Source organism: Oryzisolibacter sp. LB2S (assembly GCF_040732315.1).
Taxonomy (GTDB): Bacteria; Pseudomonadota; Gammaproteobacteria; order Burkholderiales; family Burkholderiaceae_C; genus Alicycliphilus; species Alicycliphilus soli.
The window spans coordinates 2,734,728-2,758,322 of sequence record NZ_CP160388.1 but is presented as its reverse complement, the minus strand read 5'-3'; the positions used below and the strand labels follow the sequence as shown (position 1 = coordinate 2,758,322).

The window sequence follows — 23,595 nt, the reverse complement described above, 5'->3', positions numbered from 1 at the left end:
CCCACCTCCCGTCATCCCCGCGCAAGCGGGGATCCACAACGGCAAGGCCCGCACCATGCCGCCACGGCAACACCATGCCCCTGCAGTTGAATATCAAAAACAATAGCTGCTCGCGCTTTCTGTACAAGCGCTAGAGCCCACTTTCATCAAAACCACTACTGACAATGTCCGATCCCACCACTCTCGACCTGCCGCCGGCCGATGCCGGCGACAGCCTGCCGCTGGGCGACTATGCCCAGCGTGCCTACCTGGAATATGCGCTGTCCGTCGTCAAGGGCCGCGCACTGCCCGATGTGTGCGATGGCATGAAGCCCGTGCAGCGGCGCATCCTCTACGCCATGCAGCAAATGGGCCTGGGCTATGGCGGCCCGGGCGGCAACACCCCTGCCAAGCCCGTGAAAAGCGCGCGCGTGGTGGGCGATGTGCTGGGGCGCTTTCACCCGCATGGCGACCAGTCGGCCTATGACGCGCTGGTGCGCCTGGCGCAGGACTTCAACCAGCGCTATCCGCTGATCGACGGCCAGGGCAACTTCGGCTCGCGCGACGGCGACGGCGCCGCGGCCATGCGCTACACCGAGGCGCGGCTGGCGAAGATCACCAGCCTGCTGCTCGGCGAGATCGACATGGGCACGGTGGACTTCCAGCCCAACTACGACGGCAGCACGGAGGAGCCGCGCCAGCTGCCCGCGCGCCTGCCGTTTGCGCTCTTGAACGGTGCGAGCGGCATCGCCGTGGGCCTGGCGACCGAGATCCCGAGCCACAACCTGCGCGAGGTGGCCGACGCCTGTGTGGCGCTCGTGAAGAACCCGCAGTTGCCCGACGACGAGCTGTTCACGCTGATCCCCGGCCCCGACTATCCCGGCGGCGGCCAGATCATCAGCGCGAGCAGCGACATTCAGGACGCCTACCGCAGCGGGCGCGGCAGTCTCAAGGTGCGCGCGCGCTGGAAGATCGAGGACCTGGCGCGCGGCCAGTGGCAGCTCGTGGTGACCGAGCTGCCGCCCGGCGTGTCGGCGCAAAAGGTGCTCGAGGAGATCGAGGACATCACCAACCCCAAGATCAAGACCGGCAAGAAGGCGCTTACCCAGGAGCAGACCCAGCTCAAGGCCGCCATGCTGGCGCTGCTCGACGGCGTGCGCGACGAATCGAGCAAGGACGCGCCCGTGCGCCTGGTGTTCGAGCCCAAGACGGGCCGCGTGCCGCAGCAGGACCTGACCACGGCCCTGCTCGCGCACACCAGCCTCGAGACCTCGGCCCCCATCAACCTGACGATGGTGGGCATAGACGGCAAGCCGGTACAGAAAAGCCTGCGCCAGATGCTGGTCGAGTGGATCGCCTTCCGCCAGCAGACCATCACGCGGCGCAGCCAGCATCGCCTCTCCAAGGTGCTCGACCGCATTCACATCCTCGAGGGGCGCCAGCTCGTGCTGCTCAACATCGACGAGGTGATCGCCATCATCCGCGCGGCCGACGAGCCCAAGGCGGCGCTGATCGCGCGCTTCAATTTGTCGGAGCGCCAGGCCGAGGACATTCTGGAAATCCGCCTGCGCCAGCTCGCACGGCTGGAAGCTTTTCGGATCGAGCAGGAGCTCTCGGAGCTGCGCAAGGAGCAGGGTCAGCTCGAGGATGTGCTGGCCAACCCGGCCTCGCTGCGCCGCCTGATGGTCAAGGAAATCGAGGCCGACGCCAAGCAGTTCGCCGACGCGCGCCGCACGCTGATCCAGGCCGAGAAAAAGGCCGTGGCCGAGGTGCGCGTGGTGGACGAGCCGACCACCGTCGTCGTGTCGCAAAAGGGCTGGGTGCGCACGCGCCAGGGTCATGGACACGAGGCCGCGGCCTTCGCCTTCAAGGCCGGGGACGGCCTGTACGCCACCTTTGAATGCCGCACGGTGGACCAGCTCATCGTCTTCGGCAGCAACGGGCGCCTGTACTCCGTGCCCGTGGCGCAGCTGCCGGGCGGCAGAGGCGACGGCCAGCCCATCACCACGCTCATCGATCTGGAGGCCGGCACCCAGGTGCGCCACTACTTCGCCGGGCCTTTGCCGGCCACGCTGCTGCTGGCGGGGTCGGGCGGTTACGGTTTTCTCGCGCAGGTCGAGCACATGGTCTCGCGCAACAAGGGCGGCAAGGCCTTTGTGACGCTGGGCGAGGGCGAGAGCCTGTGCGCGCCCTCGCATGTGGCGGGCACGAGCGCCGCCGCGCCGCTGGCCGACGCCACCCATGTCTGCTGCGCATCGGTGGGCGGGCGCATCCTGACCTTTGACATCGGCGAGCTCAAGACCATGGCCAACGGCGGCCGCGGCCTGATGCTCATCGCGCTCGAGGACAAGGACAGCCTGGCCGGCGCCGCGGCCTACACGCGCAGCGTGCGCATCACCGGCCTGGGCCGCGGCGGCAAGGAGCGCGAGGAACAGCTCGAGATCCGCAGCCTGAACAACGCGCGTGGCGCTCGCGGCCGCAAGGGCAAGGCCGCGGACCTGGGCTTCAAGCCGCAGGCCGTGCTGCGCGTGGAGTGAGGACGGGACCCGGGCGCGGCCCGGGTCTTACTCGATCTCTGCGATCAGCTCGATCTCCACGCAGGCGCCCATGGGGATCTGCGCCACGCCGAAGGCGCTGCGCGCATGCTTGCCCTTGTCGCCAAACACCTCGCCCAGCAGCTCGCTGGCGCCGTTGGTCACGAGGTGCTGCTCGGTGTAGTCGCCCGTGGAGTTCACCAGGCTCATCACCTTGACGATGCGGCGCACGCGGTTCAGGTCGCCGCCGGTGGCGGCATGCAGCGTGCCCAGCAGGTCGATGGCCACGGCGCGCGCGGCGGCCTTGCCCTCTTCGGTGGTGATGTTGCGGCCGAACTGCGCGGCCCAGGGCTTGCCGTCCTTGCGCGCGATGTGGCCGCTCAGAAACACCAGATTGCCGCTCTGCACATAGGGCACATAGGCCGCGGCGGGCACGGCCACGGGGGGCAGGGTGATGTGGAGTTCCTTCAGCTTGTCGTAAACACTCATGGCAGTCTTTCAAAAAATGCAAGGCCGCGCGGCATCCGCGCGGCCCGGGTGAGTGTTGCACATTCCGCGCGGCCGCGATGCGGGGCGGCCCTCAGGCGACCTGCAGCGAGCCCTTGGCGCCCATGACGAGGTCGATCACGTCGGGCGCGGTGATGATCTCGAAGCGGCCATCCATCTGTGAGGCCTCGAGCCCCGTGTGCAGCATGCAGGACTTGCACACCGCCACGCGCCCGCCCAGCTGCAGGTATTCGGCCAGCAGCCCGGCCGCGGGCTCGAACGGCGCGCCGATGTCGATGCCGTCCGCGGCGCCGGGCACGCCCAGCGTGACGCCCTCGGCCATCAGGATCAGGCAGGCCGTGTGGCCCTTGCGGCGCGCGGCCAGCGCCATGGTCAGGGCGATGGTCACCTTGTCGGGGTTGCCCCGGCCGTGGTAGAGGGTGGAGACATAGTCGGCGGTACTCACCATGGATGGTTTCCTTTCAGGTATTGGCGGGTTGCCGGCTGCGGCCGTCACCGGAGAGCCAGCCGGCAAGGGTATAGGCCACGACGACGGCGCCCACGGCGCCGAGCGTGAAGACCAGGGCGATCAGCAGCCAGTCGGCCGGGCCGCCCGCGTCGGTGAAGCCCGAGGACGATACGCCGGCCATGATCCACAGCGCAAGAGCCCCGCCGGGCAGGGCCAGCAGCTGCGCGCGCACCAGGCGGCGCGAGCGCAGGCCGCGCTCGCGCAGCACCAGCAGCCAGAAGGCCAGGGTGCCGAGCACCACCACGGCCACGAGCGGCCACAGCATGGCGCCCAGCATTTCCTGGAACACGGCGAACAGGATGCGGGGGTCGAGTTCCTTCATGATCGTCCTCCTTCAACTATCAAAACAAGAGCTTTCAACGCTTGATACACAAGGGCTACGTGCCAAAAAACCTTCAGGCCAGCCCACGCAGCATGCTGATGTAGGTGGGCTTGAGGGCCATGGTCTTCATGACCCAGCTGACCCACAGCTCCTCCAGCGGGGCGATCACGCCGGGGAAGGAGGGCGTGAGGTTGTTCTCGTAGTCGAACTCCACCAGCATGGCCTGGCCGAGCCGCGTGATCAGCGGGCAGGAGGTGTAGCCCGTGTACAGCGCGCTGGACTGGCGCCCCGCGATCTGCGCCACGAGGTGGTCCACGGCCACGGGCACCTGCCATTTGACGCTGGCGGCCGTCTTGCCCTTGGGCACGCCGGCGATGTCGCCCACGCCGAACACGTTGGCGTAGCGCAGGTGGCGCAGCGTGCCCTTGTCCACTTCCATCCAACCCTCGGCGGCCCAGGCCTTGTGCCTGTCGGCGCTCCAGGGCAGGGGGCTGTTCCTGATGGCCTCGGGCGCGCGCATGGGCGGGATGACGTGGATGAAGTCGTAGGGCTGCTCCTCTGGGCCCGTGGGCGTGGCAAAGGTGGCGATGCGCCTGCCCGGGTCTATGGCCGTGAGCACGCGCTCGTAGTTCACGGCGATGCCGCGCTCCTGGTAGAGCATGCGCACCTTCTCCGAGACGATGGGCACGCTGAACAGCGCCTTGTTGTTGCTGTTGTAGACCAGCTCGGCCTTGCCGCGCGTGCCGCGGCGCGTCAGGTGGTCCTCGGTGATGAAGGTGTACTTGAGCGGCGCGCCCGCGCATTTCATCTCGGTTGCGGGGCGCAGGAACACGCCGCGCCCGCCCCGGTCGGCAAAGGCCGACATGGCGCGCCAGGTGGCCTCGGCGGCCTGGGGGCCCGCATACACGCTGCCTATGCCGTTCTCGCCGATGAGCCGGATGTCCATGCCCTCGATCAGGCCGTACTCGAGCTGCAGGCCCGTGGCGACGACGAGAAAGTCGTAGGGCAGGCGCTGACCGCTGTCGGTCACGACCTGGTTGCCGTCCACGTCGAACTCGGCCACGCGCTCGGGCACGAGCCGCACGCCTGCGGGCACATAGTCGGCCGTGTTGGAGACCACATAGCCCGCGGGCTTGATGCCCGCGCCGACCAGCGTGAAGCCCGGCTGGTAGAAATGTTCCCTGCGCGCATCGACCAGGGTGATGCTCGCGCCCTCGAGTGCTGCCGACAGACGTGCCGCCGTGGCCAGCCCCGCCGCGCCCGCGCCCGCGATGACGATGCGCGCCTGGGTTTTCACCCTGGCGGGCGCCGCGGCCCGCGCCGACCCTGCGGTCATGGCGCAGAGCGTGGCGAGCAGAAAGCCGCGGCGCTGGCTTGGCGCCTGCAGCAAGGTGTCGATGAGCCGGCGTTGCTCGGGCGTGACTGGCATGGTGCACTCCTTCTGAAGAGGGGTTGTCTCCTTGTTGTTTAGGATAATCTAAAGTTAGATAAAAGTGAAATAAATATGTGGAGGGAGTCCCTGCACCATGGGCAGGCGGCCCATGAGCGCCCCACCCATGCGCTGGCCGCGGTGCTCTGCGGCGTGCTGCTGGGCACGGTGCTGCAGCTGCAGCAGCGGGCGCTGTGGCCTGCGGCCGCCTATGCGGGCGTGCTGGCCCTGGGGTTGCTGGCACTGGCGCTGCCCTGGCGCAGGCCTGGGCTGCGCTCGCTGGCCGTGGCGCTGCTGGTGTGGGGTCTGTGCGGCCTGCGTGCGGCGGCCTTTCTGGCCGGGGCGCTCGCGCCCGGGCTCGAGGGCCGGGACATCCGCGTGACCGGCGTGATCGCCACCATGCCGCAGCCGCGTGAAGCGGGCCTGCGCCTGCGGCTGGCCGTGGAGTCGGCCACCCTGGACGGCGCGCCCGTGCGCGTGCCCGAGCTCATCGACCTGAGCTGGTACGCGGGCGCGGGGGACGACGCGGCCACCCCGCCCCCGCTGCGCGCGGGCGAGCGCTGGCGCCTGACGGTGCGGCTCAAGGCCCCGCATGGCGCGCGCAACCCGCACGGCTTCGACTATGAGCTGTGGCTGTGGGAGCAGGGCGTGCAGGCCACGGGCTATGTGCGCAGCAGCACGCGCCTGGACGCGCTGCACGGCCCGCCCGAGCGCCTGGCCGCCACCTGGCGGCACCCCGTGGAGCAGCTGCGCCAGCGCGTGCGCGATGCCATCGTGCGGCGCGCCGCCACGGGCGCCGTGGACGATACGGGCGCGCAGCGCGCCATGGGCGTGGTGGCGGCGCTGGTCACGGGCGACCAGCGCGCCATCGAACGCGCCGACTGGGAGCTGTTTCGCGCCACGGGCGTGGCGCACCTCATGAGCATCTCGGGCCTGCACATCACGCTGTTTGCCTGGCTGGCGTCGGCCCTCATCGGCCGGGGCTGGCGCCGCGTGCCCCGGCTGTGCCTGGCCTGGCCCGCGCCCACGGCGGCGCTTGTCGGCGGCGTGCTGCTGGCCGCGGCCTATGCGGTCTTCAGCGGCTGGGGCGTGCCCGCGCAGCGTACGGTGTGCATGTTGGCCACGGTGGCGCTGTTGCGCCTTTCGGGGCGGCGCTGGCCCTTGCCGCAGGTCTGGCTGCTGGCCTGCGCCGTGGTGCTGCTGGCCGACCCCTGGGCGCTCTTGCAGCCGGGCTTCTGGCTCAGCTTTGTCGCCGTGGGGGTGTTGTTTGCTACGGATTCAAGAGCTGTTGTCGCCCATCCAATGGGCGTCAAAGGCCGATTTGTCACCATGCTGCGCGAGCAATGGGTGGTGACGCTGGCGCTTGCGCCGCTCACGCTGCTGCTGTTCGGCCAGGTCTCGCTCGTGGGCCTGCTGGCCAATCTGCTGGCCATTCCCTGGGTCACGCTGCTGGTCACACCGCTGGCGCTGCTGGGCGTGCTATGGGCGCCGCTGTGGTCGGCCGCGGCCTGGGGCGTGCAGATGCTGGCCTGGCTGCTGCAATGGCTCGCCGCCTGGCCCTGGGCCCAGGTCAGCCTGCCCATGGCGCCGCTGTGGGCGGGGGCGGCGGCCGTGGCCGGGGGCCTGCTGCTGGTGCTGCGCCTGCCCTGGGGCTGGCGCGTGCTGGGGCTGCCGCTGATGCTGCCCGCGCTGTGGTGGCAGGCGCCGCGCCCGCCGGCGGGGCAGTTCGAGCTGCTGGCCGCCGACGTGGGCCAGGGCCAGGCCGTGCTGGTGCGCACGGCGCGCCATGCGCTGCTCTACGACGCCGGCCCGCGTTACCACCAGGACAGCGACGCCGGCCGGCAGGTGCTGGTGCCGCTCATGCGCGCGCTCGGCGAATCGCTCGATCTGCTGGTGCTGAGCCACCGCGACAGCGACCACACGGGCGGCGCCGCCGCCGTGCTCGGCGCGCAGCCCAGGGCGCGGGTGCTGGGCTCGATAGAGGCCGAACACGCGCTGCAGGCGCTGCGCCCCATCGAGCCCTGCGTGGCCGGCCAGGCCTGGCAATGGGATGGCGTGCGCTTCGAGCTGCTGCACCCGCCGCCGGACATGCTCGCTGCCGCCGTCGGCGCTGCGGCGCCCAAACCCAATGCGCAGAGCTGCGTGCTGCGCGTCACGGCTGCGGACGGCACGGCCGCGCTGCTCGTGGGCGACATAGAGCGCGCCCAGGAGCAGGCGCTGCTCGATGCGGGCGCCCCTCTGGCGGCCGATCTGCTGCTGGTGCCGCACCATGGCAGCAAGACCTCGTCGAGCGCGGCGTTTCTCGACGCCGTGGCCCCGCAGGTCGCGCTGGTGCAGGCCGGCTACCGCAACCGCTTCGGCCACCCGGCTGCGGAGGTGGCGGCACGCTATGACGCGCGCGGCATCGCCCTGGTGCAAAGCCCGCAATGCGGCGCGGCGCGCTGGGCGTCGGGTGCGCCCCAGGCCTGGCGCTGCGAGCGCGAGGCAGGGCGGCGCTACTGGCATCACAGCCAGCCGTGATGTGCTCGTGATGTGCCCGTGATGTGGCGCAGGAATGTCCGCATTGGCGGTTGGGTACCGCCCGTCCGAGCCGGTGCCCGCCCGCGCCACGGCCTATAGTTGACCGGTAGTTGTTCGTCACTCATTCATCACCAACACAAGGAGCCAACGCATGACCTACCCCGATACCCGCCTCTTCATCGCCGGTCAATGGCAGGACGCCGCCGACGGCAGGACGCTGCCCGTCGTCAACCCCGCCACCGGCCAGGAGATTGGCCGCGTCGCCCACGCCGGCATGGCCGACCTGGACCGCGCGCTGGCCGCGGCGCAAAAGGGTTTCGAGGCCTGGCGCGACATGCCCGCCATCGAGCGCGCCAAGGCCATGCGCCGCGCCGCCGCGCTGGTGCGCGAGCGCGCCGACGCCATCGCCGCCATCATGACCCAGGAGCAGGGCAAGCCCCGCGCCGAGGCACGCATCGAGACCCTGGCCGCTGCCGACATCATCGAGTGGTTTGCCGACGAGGGCATGCGTGTCTACGGCCGCATCGTGCCCTCGCGCAACCTGGCCGTGCGCCAGCTGGTGGTGAAGGACCCGGTGGGCGTGGTGGCCGCGTTCACGCCCTGGAACTTCCCCATCAACCAGGTCGTGCGCAAGCTCGGCGCGGCGCTGGCCGCGGGCTGCGCGGTGCTGGTCAAGGCCGCCGAGGAAACACCCGCGAGCCCGGCCGAGCTGATCCGCGCCTTTGCCGACGCGGGCCTGCCTGCGGGCACCGTGGGCCTGGTCTATGGCAACCCGGCCGAGATCTCCAACTACCTGATCCCACACCCCGTGGTGCGCAAGGTGTCGTTCACCGGCTCGACCGTGGTGGGCAAGCAGCTCGCGGCCCTGGCCGGCCAGCACATGAAGCGCGTGACCATGGAGCTCGGCGGCCATGCGCCCGTCATCGTCTGCGAGGACGCCGACATCGAGCTGGCCGTCAAGGCCTCGGCCGGTGCCAAGTTCCGCAACGCGGGCCAGGTCTGCATCGCGCCCACGCGCTTTCTCGTGCACGAGGACGTGCGCGCCGACTTCGTGGCCGCGCTCACGCGCCACGCCCAGGGCCTGAAGGTGGGCGACGGCCTGGCCGAGGGCACGCAGATGGGGCCGCTGGCCAACCCGCGCCGCGTGGCCGCCATGACCGAGCTGCTGGGCGACGCCGTGCACCGCGGCGCCACCGTGCGCACCGGCGGCGAGCGCATCGGCGACGTGGGCAACTTCTTCGCGCCCACGGTGCTCGACAACGTGCCCACGAGCGCACGCATCTTCAACGAGGAGCCCTTCGGCCCCGTGGCCTCGGTGCGCGGCTTCACGCAGCTTGAGGACGCCATCGCCGAATCCAACCGCCTGCCCTATGGCCTGGCGGCCTATGCCTACACGCGCTCGCTCAAGAACGCGCATCTGCTCTCGCAACGCGTGGAGGTGGGCATGCTCTGGGTCAACCAGCCCGCCACGCCCTCGGCCGAGCTGCCGTTTGGTGGTCTCAAGGACTCGGGCTATGGCTCCGAGGGCGGCCCCGAGGCGCTCGAGGCCTGCCTGAACACGCGGGCGATCTCCATCACCAACGTCTGAACGTTGGGCGCGTCGGCGCTGCGTCGATAAAAGACGTCATCCCCGCGCAAGCGGGGATCCACCGCAGTCGGCAAGAGACGGGCGGGGTTGCGCCTGGATCCCCGCCTGCGCGGGGATGACGGGCAAAGCGTGTCCCCTTGCGCGGGCCTCAGCCGCGCTCCACGGGCCGGCTCGGGTCGCTGCACCATTCGCTCCAGCTGCCCGCGAAGAGCTGCGTGGGCCCCAGGCCTGCGACCTCCATGGCCAGCAGGTTGGGGATGGCGCTTACGCCGCTGCCGCACTGGTGCACCACCGTGGCGGCGGGGCGGCCGGCCAGCAGGGCGGTGAATTCGGCGCGCAGCTGCTCAGGACTTTTGAACCTTCCGTCCGCGCCCAGGTTGTCGCCAAAGGGGCGGTTGAGCGCGCCCGGGATATGGCCGGCCACCGGGTCCAGCGGCTCGACCTCGCCACGGTAGCGCGGCGCGCCGCGCGCGTCCACGATGGTCTGGCCGGCGTCGCCCAGGCGCGTCAGCACCTCGTCCACGCCCACCAAGCGGCGCAGCGGCGCGCCCAGGGCGAACGCGCTGCTCGCACGTGCGGGCTCGTCGCCGCTGGCCAGGGCGCCGCCCGCGGCCTGCCAGGCCTGCAGGCCGCCGTCGAGCACGGCCGCGGCCTCGTGCCCGGCCCATTTGAGCATCCACCACAGGCGGCCGCAGTAGTTGGCGCCGTTGCGGTCATAGACCACGGCCTGCATGCCGTTGGCGAGGCCGACCTGCGACAGCCAGGCGGCAAAGCGCTCGCGCGTGGGCAGGGGGTGGCGCCCGCCCGAGGCGGCCGCGCCGCTGCCGGCGCTCAGGTGTCGGTCCAGATCGGCGAAAGCCGCGCCGGGGATATGGGACTCACGGTACTGGCTCGCGCCCAGCGCGGGCTGGGCCAGGTCGAAGCTGCAGTCGAACACCATGAGCGGCTGGCCGCCATGCATCAGGGCCTGCAGTTGGGAGGCGGAAATCAGGGTGGTGTAGGGCATGACCGGGTTGGGAGGATTTCTGGCCGCCCGATTGTGCCCCGCCATCCGTGGCGCCGCGCAGTGCGAGGGCTCAGCGCTCGTCCACTGGCGCATCGGGCGTGCCGCGCGCACGCAGCACGGTGGCGGCGATGCCGCTGGCGATGATGAGCAGCATGCCCACCCAGGCGATGAGGGGAGGGCGGTCGCCAAACACCAGCACGCCGTAGATGGCGGCAAAGATCAGGCCGGTGTACTGCAGATTGGCCACGACCAGCGTGCCGCGCGCCGAGGGCGAGCGCGCATAGGCCAGCGTCATGCACAGCTGCCCGCCCGCGGCCAGCAGGCCCAGGGGCAGCAGCCACAGCGCGGGCCAGCCGGGCCAGGGCGAGATGCCGGTGACAAACAGCGCCGCCCCACCCGCCACCGCGCAGGCCGTGGCGAAGTAGAACACCGTGCGCGCCTCGGGCTCGCCCAGGCGCGACAGCGCCACCACCTGCATGTAGGCCAGGGCCGTGGCCATGCCCGAGAACATGCCGACCACGCCGGCAAAGCCCTGCGAGCCTTCGAGGCTGGGGCGCATCATCATGAGGATGCCGCCAAAGCCCACGAGCACGCACAGCACCAGCGGCACCTGCAGCGGCGGGCGCGGCGCGTCGCCGCTCGGGCGCCAGGCCAGCAGCGTGCCGCCGACGAGGAAGGCCGCGATCCACAGGCTGCTGGTGTAGTTGAAGGTCATGGCCGTGGGCAGCGGCAGCTGGCCGAGCACGTAGAACCAGCAGCCCAGCGAGGTCACGCCGACCAGGCTGCGCCAGGCATGCATGCCCGGGTAGTGTGTGCCCAGGGCCACGCCCTGGCGCCGGGCCAGCAGCCAGAGCACGGCCATGCTGATGAGGCCGCGGTAGAACACCAGCTCGGCCGCGTTGAAGTGGGCCGAGGCGAGCTTGACGCACACCCCCATGCTGGCGAACAGAAACGCCGCCAAGACCATCCAGAGTGCTTGCATGGGAGAGGTGGTGATTGGATATGAAAATAGCTGCCCGCACTTGTGCAGCAAGCGCGGGCAGCTATGTTAACGAGAGTAAATCAAGGCTGCGGCGATCAGCCCTGCGGCAGGGCGTCCGCGAGGCGCTGGCGGTACCACTCGTGGAAATGCTGCATGCCGTCTTCCATGGGGCTCTGGTAGGGGCCGACCTCGTTGTCGCCGCGCAGCATGAGGGCCTTGCGGCCGGCGTCCATGCGCTCGGCGATCTCGTCGTCCTCGATGGCCGTTTCCATGTAGGCAGCGCGCTGGGCCTCGACGAACTCGCGCTCGAAGCAGGCGATCTCCTCGGGGTAGTAGAACTCCACCATGTTCAGCGTCTTGTCCACGCTGATCGGATGCAGCGTGGAGACGGTGAGCACATGCGGGTACCACTCCACCATGATGTGCGGGTAGTAGGTGAGCCAGATGGCGCCGCGGTCGGGCAGCTGGCCGCCCTGGTACTTGAGCAGCACCTCGTGCCATTTTTTGTAAACGTCCGAGCCGGGCCTGCCGAAGCTCGGCGCCACGCCCACGGTCTGCACCGAGTATTCCTTGGCGAACTGCCACTTCAGGTCATCGCAGGTCACGAACTTGCCCAGCCCCGGGTGGAAGGGGCCGACGTGGTAGTCCTCCAGATAGACCTCGATGAAGGTCTTCCAGTTGTAGTTGCACTCGTGCAGCTCCACATGGTCGAGCATGTAGCCCTCGAACGAGAGCTCATGCTGCAGGCCCATGCCCGTGAGGTCGGCGGCGATGTCGCGGCCGTTGTCCTCGAAGATGAGGCCGTTCCACTCGCGCAGGCGGTACTGGTTCAGGTTCAGGCAGGGGTCGTGCGCAAAATGCGGCGCGCCCAGCAGCTCGCCCTTTTGCGAATAGGTCCAGCGGTGGATGGGGCAGACGATGTTGCCGCCCGCATGGCCCTTGCCCTGCACCTGCAGGTTGCCGCGGCCCTGCAGCATCACGGCCTGGCGGTGGCGGCAGACGTTGGAGATCAGCCCCACCTGGCCGTCGCGCCCGTGCACGAGCGCGCGGCCCGAGGCCTCCTGGGGCAGGACGTAGTAGTCGCCGATCTCGGGCACGCTCAGCCGGTGCCCCACATAGCGCGGGCCCTGCTGGAACAAGGTCTGCAGTTCGCGCTGGAACAGCGCCTCGTCGAAGTAGCTGGAAACCGGTAGTTGGCTTGCGGCCTGCTGCAGTTGAAGACTTAAATCAGACATGGGTGACCTGACCTAAAGACTCCCCACAGGGAGGGTGCGCGTGCGCACGGGGAACAGAAAAAACGAAACCGGCCCAGGGAAGAATCCATAGCCGGTTCGTGTCGAAGGAATGGGATTATAGGCGGTGGGGTTATTTCCGCAGCCCCTGTGCGTGTATTGCGCGGCACTGTCCCGGGCGGGGCGGCGTCGGTTTTGCACGAGCGCCTAAAATCACTGGTTTTTCATCCGGCGCACGGCGCCCATCGATTCATGCCCAAGGCCCCCGCCACCACCGCCCAGCCATCCGAACCAGCGAGCTACGAGGCCGCGCTGGAGGAGCTCGAGCAGCTCGTGGCCCGCATCGAGTCGGGTCAGCTGCCGCTGGAGCAGATGCTCGCGGGCTATCAGCGCGGCGCGCAGCTCCTGAACTTCTGCCGCGCGCGCCTGGAGGCCGTGCAGGAGCAGATCAAGGTGCTTGACGAAGGGGCGCTGCAGCCATGGACGCAAGACTGATGGCGGGCAGCGATTTCGACTTCGGCGCCTGGATGCATGCGCAGCTCGCGCGCGTGGAGGCCGGCCTGTCGCGCTGGGTGCGGCGCGATGCCCCCGCCGGGCTGGGCGAGGCCATGCGCTACGCCGTGCTCGACGGCGGCAAGCGCCTGCGCCCGCTGCTGGTGCTGGCCGCCTGCGAGGCCGTCGGCGGCCAGCCTGAGGCAGCGCTGCGCGCCGCCTGCGCGGTGGAGCTGATCCACGCCTATTCGCTCGTGCATGACGACATGCCCTGCATGGACAACGACGTGCTGCGCCGCGGCAAGCCCACGGTGCATGTGCGTTTTGGCCAGGCCCAGGCGCTTCTGGCCGGCGACGCGCTGCAGGCGCTGGCCTTCGAGATACTGACGCCCGAGGACGGCGTGCCCGCCGCCATGCAGGCCAGGCTGTGCCGCCTGCTGGCCCTGGCCGCGGGCGCCGACGGCATGGCCGGTGGCCAGGCCATAGACCTGGCCAGCGTGGGCCTGCGGCTGACCGAGCAGGAGCTGCGCCACATGCACCGCCTCAAGACCGGGGCGCTGCTGCGCGCCAGCGTCGTCATGGGCGCGGCCTGCGGCCAGGCCGGCGCGGCGGCCGAGAAGGCGCTGGCCCAGTATGGCGAGCATGTGGGCCTGGCCTTCCAGGTGGTCGACGATGTGCTGGACGTGACGCAGGACTCCTGCACGCTGGGCAAGACCGCGGGCAAGGATGCCGCCTGCGACAAGCCCACCTATGTCTCGTTCATGGGCCTGGAGGCCGCGCGTGCCCATGCCGAGGCGCTGCGCGGCCAGGCGCATGCGGCGCTGGCGGCCAGCGCCCTGGCCGACACGCGGGCGCTCGCGGCGCTGGCCGACATGGTGGTGCGCCGCTCGCACTGAACATTGGCGGCTCGAGCGTATCGAGCCAAATTGGCCTCCAGGGCTTGTCCGACAAGCGCTGGCAGCTAGAAAAAACAGAGCTTATGTCCACGACGAACTATCCGCTGCTTGAACAAGTGAACGACCCGGCCGACCTGCGCCGCCTGTCGCGCGCCGAGCTCAAGAGCCTGGCCACGGAACTGCGCGCCTTCGTGCTCGAGAGCGTGTCCAGAACCGGCGGCCACCTGTCGTCCAACCTGGGCACGGTGGAGCTCACGGTGGCGCTGCACACCGTGTTCGACACGCCGCACGATCGCGTGGTCTGGGACGTGGGCCATCAGACCTATCCGCACAAGATCCTCACGGGCCGGCGCGAGCGCATGGCCACGCTGCGCCAGCTCGGCGGCATCTCTGGCTTTCCGCAGCGCGCCGAGAGCGAGTACGACACCTTCGGCACGGCGCATTCGTCCACCAGCATCTCCGCGGCCCTGGGCATGGCGCTGGCGGCGCGCCAGCGCGGTGAGGAGCGCCGCGCGATTGCCGTGATCGGCGACGGCGCCATGACGGCCGGCATGGCCTTCGAGGCGCTGAACAACGCGGGCGTGCAGGACTGCAACCTGCTCGTCATCTTGAACGACAACGACATGAGCATCAGCCCGCCCGTGGGTGCGCTCAACCGCTACCTGGCCCAGCTCATGAGCGGGCAGTTCTATGCCAAGGCGCGCGACATGGGCAAGAGCGTGCTCAAGAACGCGCCGCCGCTCCTGGAGCTCGCCAAGCGCCTGGAGCAGCAGGCCAAGGGCATGGTGCTGCCGGCCACGCTGTTCGAGAAGTTCGGCTTCAACTACATCGGCCCCATCGACGGGCATGACCTCGACTCGCTGATTCCCACGCTGGAGAACATCAAGGGCCTCAAGGGGCCGCAGTTCCTGCATGTGGTCACCAAGAAGGGCCAGGGCTACAAGCTCGCCGAGCAGGACCCCGTGGCCTACCACGGCCCGGGCAAGTTCGACCCGCGCGTGGGCCTGGTCAAGCCCGCCACGCCGCCGAAGCAGACCTTCACCCAGGTGTTTGGCGACTGGCTGTGCGACATGGCGGCCCAGGACCAGCGCCTCGTGGGCATCACGCCCGCCATGCGCGAGGGCTCGGGCATGGTGGAGTTCCATCGGCGCTTTCCGGGCCGCTACTACGACGTGGGCATTGCCGAGCAGCATGCCGTGACCTTTGCCGCGGGCATGGCCTGCGAGGGCGTAAAGCCCGTGGTCGCGATCTACTCCACCTTTCTGCAGCGCGCCTACGACCAGCTGATCCACGACGTGGCGCTGCAGAACCTGCCCGTGGTGTTCGCGCTCGACCGCGCGGGCCTCGTGGGCGCCGACGGCGCCACCCATGCCGGCGCCTACGACATCGCCTTCATCCGCTGCATCCCCAACATGAGCCTGGCCTGCCCGGCCGACGAGCGCGAATGCCGCCAGCTCCTGTCCACCGCCTACGCGCAGAACCACCCCGTGGCCGTGCGCTACCCGCGCGGGGCCGGCGTGGGCGTGCAGCCGCTGCAGGGTCTGGAGGGCCTGCCGTTTGGCAAGGGCGAGCTGCGCCGCCAGGGCAAGCGCATCGCCATCCTGGCCTTCGGCACGCTGCTCTATCCGGCGCTCGAGGCCGCCGAGAGACTCGACGCCACCGTGGTCAACATGCGCTGGGCCAAGCCGCTCGATACCGAGCTGCTGCTGCAGGTCGCGGCCGAGCACGAGGCCCTGGTCACCGTGGAGGAGGGCTGCATCATGGGCGGCGCCGGCAGCGCCGTGGCCGAGGCCCTGAACGCAGCGGGCGTGCAGCGCCCGCTGCTGCAGCTGGGCCTGCCCGATGTCTTCATCGAGCATGGCGACCCCGCCAAGCTGCTGGCCCTGCAGGGCCTGGACGCCCAGGGCATGGAGCGCGCGATCGCCGAGCGCTTCGGCCAGACGCCGCCCGCCGCACTGCCGCGCGCCGTGGCCTGAATGTCCAGCGCGGCGCCACCGTGCGTCCGCGCATGACGCCCATGCGACGATGGTTTGCAATATCGGGGCAACCCCTGGGCAACGAGCCCGCCGCGTTGGCAATAACTAATTACACTTGACCGGCTCTGCTGGCCGGTGGCGCGATGCTGCACGCCAGAGACATGTTTGGTGATTATTCAACTGGAGATATTGCTCATGGATCGTCGTTCCCTCATCAAGAATGCCGGTATCGCCGGCGTGCTGGCCGCCGGTGTGGCGCCCGCCGTGCACGCCCAGGCGGCGGTGCGCTGGCGCCTGGCCACCTCGTTCCCGAAGTCGCTGGAGACCCTGCATGGCTGCGCCGTGAAGTTCTCCGAAACCGTCAAGGCGCTGTCGGGCGGCAAGTTCGAGGTTTCCGTGCATGCGGCGGGCGAGTTGGTGCCGGCCTTTGGCATCGTCGACGCCTTGGCCGAGGATTCGCTGGAAATGGGCGAGACGGCCTCGTACTACTACACCGGCAAGCACCCGGCATTCGTCTTCGGCTGCGCCGTGCCGTTTGGCCTCACGGCCCAGCAGACGCAGGCCTGGAAGCACCATGGCAACGGCCGCAAGCTCATGGACGAGCTCTATGACAGATACAACTTCTTCGGCCTGAGCGCCCTGAACACCGGAACCCAGATGGGCGGCTGGTACCGCAAGGAAATCAAGACCCCGGCCGACTTCCAGGGCCTGAAGATGCGCCTGGGCGGCGGCGTGTTCGGCGAATCCATGGCCAAGCTGGGCGTGGTGGCGCAGAACATGCCCGTGGGCGAGGTGTACCAGGCCCTGGAAAAGGGCACGCTCGATGCCGTGGAGTTCGTCGGCCCCTACGACGACGAGAAGCTGGGCTTCAACAAGGTCGCCAAGTACTACTACTACGGCGCCTGGTGGGAAGGCGGCGCGGACCTCGAGTTCTTCATCAACAAGAAGGCGTTTGCCAAGCTCTCGCCCGAGAACCAGGCCATCATCCGCGCCGCCGCCGAGGTGGCCTACAACGACGGCACCTCCAAGTACATGTACCTCAACCCCACCTCGCTCAAGCGCCTGGTGGGCTCGGGCACGCAGCTCAAGCGCTTCCCCAAGGCCGTGGTCGAGGCCGGCTTCAAGTCGGCGCAGGAGGTCTACAAGGAGCACAGCGCCAAGGACGCACTGTTCAAGAAGATCTTCGAGGACATGCGCGCCTTCCAGCGTGACCAGGTCCTCTGGAACCGCATCTCCGAGCTGGCGTTCACCCAGGACATGAGCACGCTGAAGATCTGAGCGTCTCTGTGCACCATCGCCCCCCGGCGGCCTTGCCGGGGACGAAAAAAAACCGCAGCCTGTCATGGGCTGCGGTTTTTTTTTATGGACCTGGGCCCGTGGGGCTACGGCTTGCCGACCGCGCGCTCCAGGGCCTTGACGGGGTCGTCCTCCTCGTTGCTCTCGTGGCCCTCCTGGCCTGCCTCCGGCGTGGACGGGTCGGTGGGTGCGTCCAGGCCTTCGATGGCGGGCGGCTCCTCGCTGCCGCTGCCCGGTTCCTCGCCGAAACCTTCTTCCCGGTTCTCTCCCAGACCGTCGCCCTCGCTGTCCTGGTTGAGCTGCTCGAACATCTGCTCGCCCACGGCCTTCATGTCCACGTCGACCTTCTTGTCCAGGTTGCCCGTCACCAGGCCGGGGAAGGCGATGAGGATGGCGACCATGGACAGCTGCAGCACCAGGAAGGGAATTGCGCCCTTGTAGATCTGCATCGTGGTCACCGGGGCGATGGTCTTGTGCGTCACATGGTCCACATAGGGCTTGTCGGGTGCGACCGAGCGCAGGAAGAACAGCGCAAAGCCAAACGGCGGGTGCATGAAGGAGGTCTGCATGTTCACCGCCAGCAGCACGCCGAACCAGATCAGGTCGATGCCCATCTTGTCGGCAATTGGCGCCAGCAGCGGCACGACGATGAAGGACAGCTCGAAGAAGTCCAGGAAGAACGCCAACACGAAGATCATCACGTTGACGAAGATCAGAAAGCCCAGCTGTCCGCCGGGCAGCTGGGTCAGCAGGTGCTCGACCCACACTGGACCGTCGGCCGCCTGGAACACCATGCTGAAGATGGTGGCGCCGATCAGGATGAACATCACGAACGACGACAGCTTGGTGGTCGTGCCCAGTGCCTGCTTGAGCAGGTCCATGTTGATGCGCCGGCGCATGGCGGCCATGATCAGTGCGCCCATGGCACCCATGGCGCCACCCTCGGTTGGCGTGGCCACGCCCAGGAAGATGGTGCCCAGCACGAGGAAGATGAGCAGCAGCGGCGGAATCAGCACGAAGGTCACGCGCTCGGCCAGTTGCGACAGCAGCCCCATGCGCGTGATGCGGTTGACGAGCGCGATCAGCCAGGCCACGAAGGTGCCGCCGCACATGGCGACGACGATCTTCTCGTCGGTGGGCACGAACTCGACGGGCGTGCCCTGCCACCAGGTGTGCACGGCCTCCATGTTCCTGGCCAGCACCACGGCCACCGCCGTGGACAGCAGGGCCAGCACGCCCAGCGAGCGGTAGCCCGAATGGCCATTGGGCTCGCGGAAGGTGCGGGCCTCGGGCGGCAGTGCCGGCACCATGCTGGGCTTGAAGATGGCGAGCGCAAACACCCACAGGATGTACAGGCCCATGAGCGCAAAGCCGGGGATGAAGGCGCCCTTGTACATGTCGCCCACGCTCTTGCCCATCTGGTCGGCCAGCACGATCAGCACCAGCGATGGCGGGATGATCTGCGCCAGCGTGCCCGAGGCCGCGATCACGCCCGAGGCCAGGCGCCGGTCATAGCCATAGCGCAGCATGATGGGCATGGAGATCAGGCCCATGGAGATCACCGATGCGGCCACCACGCCGGTGGTGGCGGCCAGCATGGCGCCCACCAGCACCACGGCCAGGGCCAGACCGCCGCGCAGCGGGCCGAACACCTGGCCCACGGTCTCGAGCAGGTCCTCGGCCATGCCGCTGCGCTCCAGAATCAGCCCCATGAGGGTGAAGAAGGGCACGGCCAGCAGGGTCTCGTTGCTCATGATGCCTATGAGGCGCTGCGGCAGCCAGGAATAGATGGCGCTGGTGAATACCCCCAGCTCCACGCCCACCAGGGCAAAGAACAGACCGGCCGCGCCCAGGCTGAAGGCCACGGGAAAGCCCAGAATCAGGAACACGATCAACCCCGCGAACATCACCGGGGCAAAGTTGGCAGCAAGAAATTCCATTGTGCAAATGCTCCGCTTGTGCTTCAGTGGGTCTGGCTGGCGCCCTGGTGTTGGCGCAGGGCCTCGACGAGCTCCTGCTCAGCGGATTTTTCCTGCAGCTTCACGGTCGGATCGGGCCCCTGGCCGCGCAGGAAGGCAATGCACTTGATCAGCTCGGACCAGCCCTGCAGCAGCAGCAGCGCCACGCCTGCGGGCAGGGCCACCCAGACCGGCCAGCGGATCAGGCCGCCGGGGTTGGGCGACATCTCGCCCGAGACATAGCGCTCGGCGACGATGGGAATGCTCAGCCACAGCACCATCAGGCACATGGGCGTGAGGAAGAACACCAGGCCCAGGATCTCTATCCACAGCTGTGCCTTCTTGGACAGGCGGCTGTTGAGCACGTCGATGCGCACATGCTCGCGGTGCAGCAGCGTCCAGCCCGCGGCGATCAGGAACGACCAGGCAAACAGATACCACTGCACCTCCAGAAAGCCGTTGGAGCTGTAGTTGAACACCTTGCGCACGATGGCGTTGAGCGCGCTGATGACCGTGGCGGCAAAGATCAGCCAGATGCTGTACTTGCCGACAAAGGCATTGAGCTTGTCGATGGCCCGCGAGAGGGCGAGTAAGGCCTGCATGGTGTCTCCAGTGTGTGGATGGGGCGCGCGGGGCGGGGTGCATGCGGTGTGGGCATGGGCCTGCCCCGGCTGCAAAACGTGGGCGCTGGTGTCATGGGAGCAGGACAAGGCAGGCGCCGTATACACGTTTTTACAGGGGCCGCATTCTACGGACTTGCCGCTGGCGCTGCAGTCGCGCCTGCGCCATGGCGCCAGGCGCGCCGGCAGCTATGGTTTTTGGGGCCTATGGAGTCGCGTCTGGGCGCGTCTGCGCGTTCTCGGCCGCGCTGTCCGGGTGTGCGGTGGCGTCCTCGTCCAGGCGGGGCTCGGCGGCCTCGCCGTCATCCGCGCCGGCCGCGCCGTCGGCTCCGTTGGCCAGGGCCTGGCGCACGGCGGCCTTGTCGCCGGCCGGGGCGAACTTGCTGTACTTGCCCAGCAGGCCGACGAGCTGGCCGTAGATGCGCGGCGTGCCGGCCAGGCATTCGCGCTGCTCGAGGAAGTCCGCCTCGCCCGTGAAGTTGCCCACCAGGCCGCCGGCCTCGGTCACCAGCAGGCTGCCCGCGGCCACGTCCCAGATCGACAGGCCGGCCTCGAAGAAGCCGTCGCAAAAGCCAGCGGCCACATAGGCGAGGTCAAGCGCCGCGGCGCCGGGGCGGCGCAGGCCCGCCGTGCGCGGCATGAGCTCGGCCATCATGGCCATGTACTGCTTGAAGTTGTCGCCCGGGCGGAAGGGAAAGCCCGTGGAGATCAGGCAGTCCCCGAGGCGCGTGCGCTTGGAGACGCGGATGCGCCGCTCGTTGAGGAAGGCGCCGCGCCCGCGCGTGGCCGTGAACAGGTCGTTGCGCGTGGGGTCGTAGACCACGGCATGCTCGATCTTGCCCTTGCAGGACAGCGCAATGCTCACGCAGTAGACGGGAAAGCCGTGGATGAAGTTGGTCGTGCCGTCCAGCGGGTCGATGATCCAGACATAGTCCGAATGCTGGGAGCCGCGCGTGGAGCCCGATTCCTCGGCCAGGATGCCATGGCCCGGGTAGGCCGTGAGCAGGGTGTCGATGATGGCCTGCTCGGCCGCGTGGTCGACCTCGGTCACAAAGTCGTTGATCTGCTTTTGCGAGATGCGCACGGCCTCCACATCGAGGGCCGCGCGGTTGATGATGGCGCCTGCGGCGCGAGCGGCCTTGATGGCCACGTTGAGCATGGGGTGCAGATTGGACGACATATTTTGTGAGGAGGAGCGGGCGACCCTGGGGCCGGAAGGCGCGCGGCCGGCGATGCGGGCGCAAAGGCGGCATTTTACTTGCGTCATGCCGGGGCGTGCTTGCGGCGACAATGGCGGGCTTGCCCGCGGCCTGCGGGCCAAGCCGTCAACTCCGCCATGAAAACCCGCTTCATCCTCATTCAGACCAGCCATGCCGGCAACGTGGGCGCCGCCGCGCGCGCCATGAAGACCATGGGCTTTGACGACCTGGTACTCGTCGCCCCGCGCTGGCCCAATGTGCTGCGCAGGGAGGAAACCATCCAGCGCGCCAGCGGTGCGCTGGACGTGCTGCAGAACGCGCGCATCGTCGCCACGCTGGACGAGGCGCTCGATGGCATGAGCCATCTGTGCGCCACGGCCATGACGCCGCGCGACTTCGGCCCGCCCACGCGCGCGCCGCGTGCGCATTTCGAGATGCTATTGAAAGAGGAGCTGTTCGCGCCATGTGGTAGTGGGCTGGAGACCGATTTGGCTGTAAGTTCAGGTCCCGAATCGGGCGTGGCCTTTCTGTTCGGCTCCGAGCGCTTCGGCATGGCCAACGAGGATGTCTACCGCTGCCATGTGGCGCTCTCGATTCCGACCAATCCGTGCTTTGGCTCGCTCAACCTGGGTGCGGCCGTGCAGCTCATCGCCTATGAATGGCGCCAGGCGCTGGGCGGCTTTGTCGTGCAGGACGTGGCGCCCCAGGGCCAGCGCGCCGATGGCGCGCAGCTCGCCGGCATGCTCGCGCATTGGGAGCAGGCCCTCACGGCCATCGGCTTTCTCGATCCGGCGGCGCCCAAGAAGCTCATGCCGCGGCTCAACCAGCTGTTCAACCGCGCGCAGCTCACGCAGGAGGAAATCCACATCCTGCGCGGTGTCGCCAAGTCCATGCTGCAGGCCGCGGGGCCAAACCGCTAGACTGCAGACCCGTTCGCCCCAACCCCATTGCCCCTGATGCTCTCCCGCCTGCGATCCGACATCCAGTGCATTCTTGACCGCGACCCGGCCGCCCGCTCGCGCTTCGAGGTCATCACCTGTTACCCGGGCCTGCACGCCATCTGGCTGCATCTGCCCGCGCACTGGTGCTGGACGCATGGCTTCAAGTGGCTCGGGCGTTTCATCTCGCATGTGGCGCGCTGGCTCACGGGCATAGAGATACACCCGGGCGCCGTCATCGGCGAACGCGTGTTCATCGACCACGGCATGGGCGTGGTGATCGGCGAGACGGCCGTCGTGGGCGACGGCTGCACCATCTACCACGGCGTGACGCTGGGCGGCACCTCGCTCTACAAGGGCGCCAAGCGCCACCCCACGCTGGGCGAGAACGTCGTGGTTGCCGCGGGCGCCAAGGTGCTGGGCGGCTTCGAGGTGGGCGACGGCGCGAAGATCGGCAGCAACGCCGTGGTCATCAAGCCCGTGCCCGCGGGCGCCACGGCCGTGGGCATACCGGCACGCATCATCCCCTCCAAGGAGGGACATAGCGCCGATGTGACAGAGCCGCACAGGCCCGAGGAAGCAAAATTCAGCGCCTATGGCGTGACCGGCATGCAGGACGACCCGCTGACCCAGGCCATGCGTGGCCTGATCGACAGCGCGGGCGCGCAGGAGCACCAGATCGCCCTGCTGTGGCAGGCCATAGAAAAGCTCTCGCAGTCCACGCCCCAGGGCGAGGGCTGCGTGCCCTGCGATGCCGCCCTGCGCGAGCAGTTCCCCGCGGCCAAGCTCAACGACATCATCGGCAAGTGACCGCGGGCCAGCCGGCCGGGGCCTTGCCCCATTCTTGAATCGACAAGGGAGACTCCATGGAAGTGATCGAAGCCCTGCGCCAGCGCCGCTCGGTGCGCGCGTTCTTGCCCGAGGCACCGCCGGCCGCGCTGGTGCAGACCCTGCTGCAGGAGGCCGCGCAGGCCGCATCGGGCGGCAACCTGCAGCCCTGGCGCGTGGTGGCGCTCACGGGCGAGCCGCTGCGCAAGCTGGTGACGGCCGTGTCCCGTGCCCAGCCCGACGAGGACCGTGGCAACCAGACCTACCCGCCCAGCCTGTGGGAGCCCTACCGCTCGCGCCGCTTTGAGAACGGCGAGGACCTGTACCGCGCCATCGGCATTCCGCGCGAGGACAAGGCCGGGCGCCTTGAGCAGCTGGCCAAGAACGCGCGGTTCTTCGGCGCGCCCGTGGGCATCTTCATCTGCGTCGACGAGCGCATGGGCCTGCCGCAATGGGCAGACCTCGGCATCTACCTGCAGTCGCTGATGCTGCTGGCCGTGCACCACGGCCTGGCGACCTGCGCGCAGGGCTTCTGGCGCCGCTACGCCAGCACGCTGCAGCGCGAGCTGGCGCTGCCCGAGCCCTATCACGTGGCCTGTGGCGTGGCCCTGGGCTACGAGGACCAGGCCGCGCCCATCAACACCATGCGCTCCACGCGCGCGCCCTGGGAGGAGTGGGCCGAGCTGCGCGGGTTCTCCTGATGCCGAGGGCGGTGGGGTGGGGCGCAGGCCCGCACGGCCCAGCACAGCGCCGCCATCCCCGCGCAGGCGGGGCTCCACCGCTGT

Annotated in this window: 20 protein-coding genes; 10 read left to right on the top strand and 10 right to left on the bottom strand. The window is 69.0% G+C overall.

Features of this window, described 5'->3' with window-relative positions:
• Nucleotides 1-164 precede the first annotated feature (164 nt).
• Entirely contained in the window at nt 165-2,516 is a 2,352-nt protein-coding gene (gene parC, locus ABUE11_RS13055) for a DNA topoisomerase IV subunit A (protein ID WP_367065687.1), read from the top strand.
• Nucleotides 2,517-2,543: 27 nt separating this feature from the next.
• On the opposite strand, the gene ABUE11_RS13050 is transcribed toward parC, so the two are convergent.
• The 4 genes from ABUE11_RS13050 to ABUE11_RS13035 all read right to left on the bottom strand — a co-directional run bounded on the left by ABUE11_RS13050 (nt 2,544) and on the right by ABUE11_RS13035 (nt 5,279).
• Complete coding sequence (locus ABUE11_RS13050) at nt 2,544-3,002, bottom strand: RidA family protein (protein ID WP_367065685.1); 459 nt, start codon at nt 3,000-3,002, stop codon at nt 2,544-2,546.
• 91 nt (nt 3,003-3,093) lie between these two features.
• The gene (locus ABUE11_RS13045; protein ID WP_367065683.1) at nt 3,094-3,468 is read right to left on the bottom strand and encodes a DsrE family protein; all 375 of its coding nucleotides are present in this window, start codon (nt 3,466-3,468) and stop codon (nt 3,094-3,096) included.
• A gap of 13 nt (nt 3,469-3,481) precedes the next feature.
• On the bottom strand, nt 3,482-3,850 hold the full coding sequence (locus tag ABUE11_RS13040) for a DUF5368 domain-containing protein (protein ID WP_367065682.1): 369 nt from the start codon (nt 3,848-3,850) through the stop codon (nt 3,482-3,484).
• Between the two features lie 73 nt (nt 3,851-3,923).
• Nucleotides 3,924-5,279, bottom strand: a complete 1,356-nt coding sequence (locus ABUE11_RS13035; protein WP_367065681.1) for an FAD/NAD(P)-binding oxidoreductase — start codon at nt 5,277-5,279, stop codon at nt 3,924-3,926.
• Nucleotides 5,280-5,354: 75 nt separating this feature from the next.
• Here ABUE11_RS13035 and ABUE11_RS13030 point away from each other — a divergent pair, with 75 nt between their 5' ends.
• Together ABUE11_RS13030 and ABUE11_RS13025 are read left to right on the top strand one after the other, a co-directional pair.
• Nucleotides 5,355-7,799 (top strand): DNA internalization-related competence protein ComEC/Rec2, encoded by a 2,445-nt coding sequence (locus ABUE11_RS13030; protein WP_367065679.1) that lies wholly within the window; start codon nt 5,355-5,357, stop codon nt 7,797-7,799.
• Nucleotides 7,800-7,950: 151 nt separating this feature from the next.
• Complete coding sequence (locus ABUE11_RS13025; protein WP_367065678.1) at nt 7,951-9,387, top strand: NAD-dependent succinate-semialdehyde dehydrogenase; 1,437 nt, start codon at nt 7,951-7,953, stop codon at nt 9,385-9,387.
• Between the two features lie 148 nt (nt 9,388-9,535).
• Here the strand turns inward: ABUE11_RS13025 and ABUE11_RS13020 are convergent, their stop codons facing one another.
• From ABUE11_RS13020 to ABUE11_RS13010, 3 genes are all read right to left on the bottom strand, one after another.
• Nucleotides 9,536-10,393: a sulfurtransferase gene (locus tag ABUE11_RS13020; protein WP_367065677.1), complete on the bottom strand. Its 858-nt coding sequence runs from the start codon at nt 10,391-10,393 to the stop codon at nt 9,536-9,538.
• 70 nt (nt 10,394-10,463) lie between these two features.
• Nucleotides 10,464-11,375, bottom strand: a complete 912-nt coding sequence (locus ABUE11_RS13015) for a DMT family transporter (RefSeq protein WP_367065676.1) — start codon at nt 11,373-11,375, stop codon at nt 10,464-10,466.
• 95 nt (nt 11,376-11,470) lie between these two features.
• Entirely contained in the window at nt 11,471-12,610 is a 1,140-nt protein-coding gene (locus ABUE11_RS13010; protein WP_367065675.1) for an aromatic ring-hydroxylating dioxygenase subunit alpha, read from the bottom strand.
• A gap of 249 nt (nt 12,611-12,859) precedes the next feature.
• Here ABUE11_RS13010 and ABUE11_RS13005 point away from each other — a divergent pair, with 249 nt between their 5' ends.
• The 4 genes from ABUE11_RS13005 to dctP all read left to right on the top strand — a co-directional run bounded on the left by ABUE11_RS13005 (nt 12,860) and on the right by dctP (nt 17,249).
• The gene (locus ABUE11_RS13005) at nt 12,860-13,102 is read left to right on the top strand and encodes an exodeoxyribonuclease VII small subunit (RefSeq protein WP_367065674.1); all 243 of its coding nucleotides are present in this window, start codon (nt 12,860-12,862) and stop codon (nt 13,100-13,102) included.
• Complete coding sequence (locus ABUE11_RS13000) at nt 13,102-13,995, top strand: polyprenyl synthetase family protein (RefSeq protein WP_367068816.1); 894 nt, start codon at nt 13,102-13,104, stop codon at nt 13,993-13,995. Before ABUE11_RS13005 ends, ABUE11_RS13000 begins: the two co-directional genes overlap by 1 nt.
• 83 nt (nt 13,996-14,078) lie before the next feature.
• Nucleotides 14,079-15,971, top strand: a complete 1,893-nt coding sequence (dxs, locus tag ABUE11_RS12995) for a 1-deoxy-D-xylulose-5-phosphate synthase (protein WP_367065672.1) — start codon at nt 14,079-14,081, stop codon at nt 15,969-15,971.
• A gap of 195 nt (nt 15,972-16,166) precedes the next feature.
• Complete coding sequence (dctP, locus tag ABUE11_RS12990; RefSeq protein ID WP_367065670.1) at nt 16,167-17,249, top strand: TRAP transporter substrate-binding protein DctP; 1,083 nt, start codon at nt 16,167-16,169, stop codon at nt 17,247-17,249.
• A gap of 104 nt (nt 17,250-17,353) precedes the next feature.
• Here the strand turns inward: dctP and ABUE11_RS12985 are convergent, their stop codons facing one another.
• The 3 genes from ABUE11_RS12985 to ABUE11_RS12975 form a co-directional block, all read right to left on the bottom strand.
• Nucleotides 17,354-19,207, bottom strand: a complete 1,854-nt coding sequence (locus ABUE11_RS12985; RefSeq protein WP_367065669.1) for a TRAP transporter large permease subunit — start codon at nt 19,205-19,207, stop codon at nt 17,354-17,356.
• A 23-nt stretch (nt 19,208-19,230) separates the two neighbouring features.
• Nucleotides 19,231-19,827 carry a TRAP transporter small permease subunit gene (locus tag ABUE11_RS12980; protein ID WP_367065667.1) on the bottom strand — a complete coding sequence of 199 codons (597 nt, stop codon included), beginning with the start codon at nt 19,825-19,827 and terminating at the stop codon, nt 19,231-19,233.
• Between the two features lie 223 nt (nt 19,828-20,050).
• Nucleotides 20,051-21,025, bottom strand: a complete 975-nt coding sequence (locus ABUE11_RS12975) for an inositol monophosphatase family protein (RefSeq protein ID WP_367065665.1) — start codon at nt 21,023-21,025, stop codon at nt 20,051-20,053.
• Between the two features lie 156 nt (nt 21,026-21,181).
• On the opposite strand from ABUE11_RS12975, the gene ABUE11_RS12970 reads away from it, so the two are divergent.
• The 3 genes from ABUE11_RS12970 to ABUE11_RS12960 are packed head-to-tail and all read left to right on the top strand — an operon-like array spanning nt 21,182 to nt 23,511.
• Entirely contained in the window at nt 21,182-21,964 is a 783-nt protein-coding gene (locus ABUE11_RS12970; RefSeq protein WP_367065664.1) for an RNA methyltransferase, read from the top strand.
• 36 nt (nt 21,965-22,000) lie between these two features.
• The gene (cysE, locus tag ABUE11_RS12965; RefSeq protein ID WP_367065663.1) at nt 22,001-22,792 is read left to right on the top strand and encodes a serine O-acetyltransferase; all 792 of its coding nucleotides are present in this window, start codon (nt 22,001-22,003) and stop codon (nt 22,790-22,792) included.
• Nucleotides 22,793-22,848: 56 nt separating this feature from the next.
• On the top strand, nt 22,849-23,511 hold the full coding sequence (locus ABUE11_RS12960) for a nitroreductase (RefSeq protein ID WP_367065662.1): 663 nt from the start codon (nt 22,849-22,851) through the stop codon (nt 23,509-23,511).
• Nucleotides 23,512-23,595: the final 84 nt, after the last annotated feature.

Coding starts and splice junctions, on each gene's coding strand:
- dxs (WP_367065672.1), top strand. CDS start 14,079: ATGTCCACGACGAACTATCCGCTGCTTGAACAAGTGAACGACCCGGCC.
- ABUE11_RS13010 (WP_367065675.1), bottom strand. CDS start 12,610: ATGTCTGATTTAAGTCTTCAACTGCAGCAGGCCGCAAGCCAACTACCG.
- ABUE11_RS12985 (WP_367065669.1), bottom strand. CDS start 19,207: ATGGAATTTCTTGCTGCCAACTTTGCCCCGGTGATGTTCGCGGGGTTG.
- ABUE11_RS12970 (WP_367065664.1), top strand. CDS start 21,182: ATGAAAACCCGCTTCATCCTCATTCAGACCAGCCATGCCGGCAACGTG.
- ABUE11_RS13000 (WP_367068816.1), top strand. CDS start 13,102: ATGGCGGGCAGCGATTTCGACTTCGGCGCCTGGATGCATGCGCAGCTC.
- ABUE11_RS13025 (WP_367065678.1), top strand. CDS start 7,951: ATGACCTACCCCGATACCCGCCTCTTCATCGCCGGTCAATGGCAGGAC.
- ABUE11_RS13045 (WP_367065683.1), bottom strand. CDS start 3,468: ATGGTGAGTACCGCCGACTATGTCTCCACCCTCTACCACGGCCGGGGC.
- ABUE11_RS13015 (WP_367065676.1), bottom strand. CDS start 11,375: ATGCAAGCACTCTGGATGGTCTTGGCGGCGTTTCTGTTCGCCAGCATG.
- ABUE11_RS13040 (WP_367065682.1), bottom strand. CDS start 3,850: ATGAAGGAACTCGACCCCCGCATCCTGTTCGCCGTGTTCCAGGAAATG.
- ABUE11_RS13035 (WP_367065681.1), bottom strand. CDS start 5,279: ATGCCAGTCACGCCCGAGCAACGCCGGCTCATCGACACCTTGCTGCAG.
- ABUE11_RS13005 (WP_367065674.1), top strand. CDS start 12,860: ATGCCCAAGGCCCCCGCCACCACCGCCCAGCCATCCGAACCAGCGAGC.
- ABUE11_RS12960 (WP_367065662.1), top strand. CDS start 22,849: ATGGAAGTGATCGAAGCCCTGCGCCAGCGCCGCTCGGTGCGCGCGTTC.
- ABUE11_RS13050 (WP_367065685.1), bottom strand. CDS start 3,002: ATGAGTGTTTACGACAAGCTGAAGGAACTCCACATCACCCTGCCCCCC.
- cysE (WP_367065663.1), top strand. CDS start 22,001: ATGCTCTCCCGCCTGCGATCCGACATCCAGTGCATTCTTGACCGCGAC.
- ABUE11_RS12975 (WP_367065665.1), bottom strand. CDS start 21,025: ATGTCGTCCAATCTGCACCCCATGCTCAACGTGGCCATCAAGGCCGCT.
- ABUE11_RS13020 (WP_367065677.1), bottom strand. CDS start 10,393: ATGCCCTACACCACCCTGATTTCCGCCTCCCAACTGCAGGCCCTGATG.
- ABUE11_RS13030 (WP_367065679.1), top strand. CDS start 5,355: ATGTGGAGGGAGTCCCTGCACCATGGGCAGGCGGCCCATGAGCGCCCC.
- dctP (WP_367065670.1), top strand. CDS start 16,167: ATGGATCGTCGTTCCCTCATCAAGAATGCCGGTATCGCCGGCGTGCTG.
- parC (WP_367065687.1), top strand. CDS start 165: ATGTCCGATCCCACCACTCTCGACCTGCCGCCGGCCGATGCCGGCGAC.
- ABUE11_RS12980 (WP_367065667.1), bottom strand. CDS start 19,827: ATGCAGGCCTTACTCGCCCTCTCGCGGGCCATCGACAAGCTCAATGCC.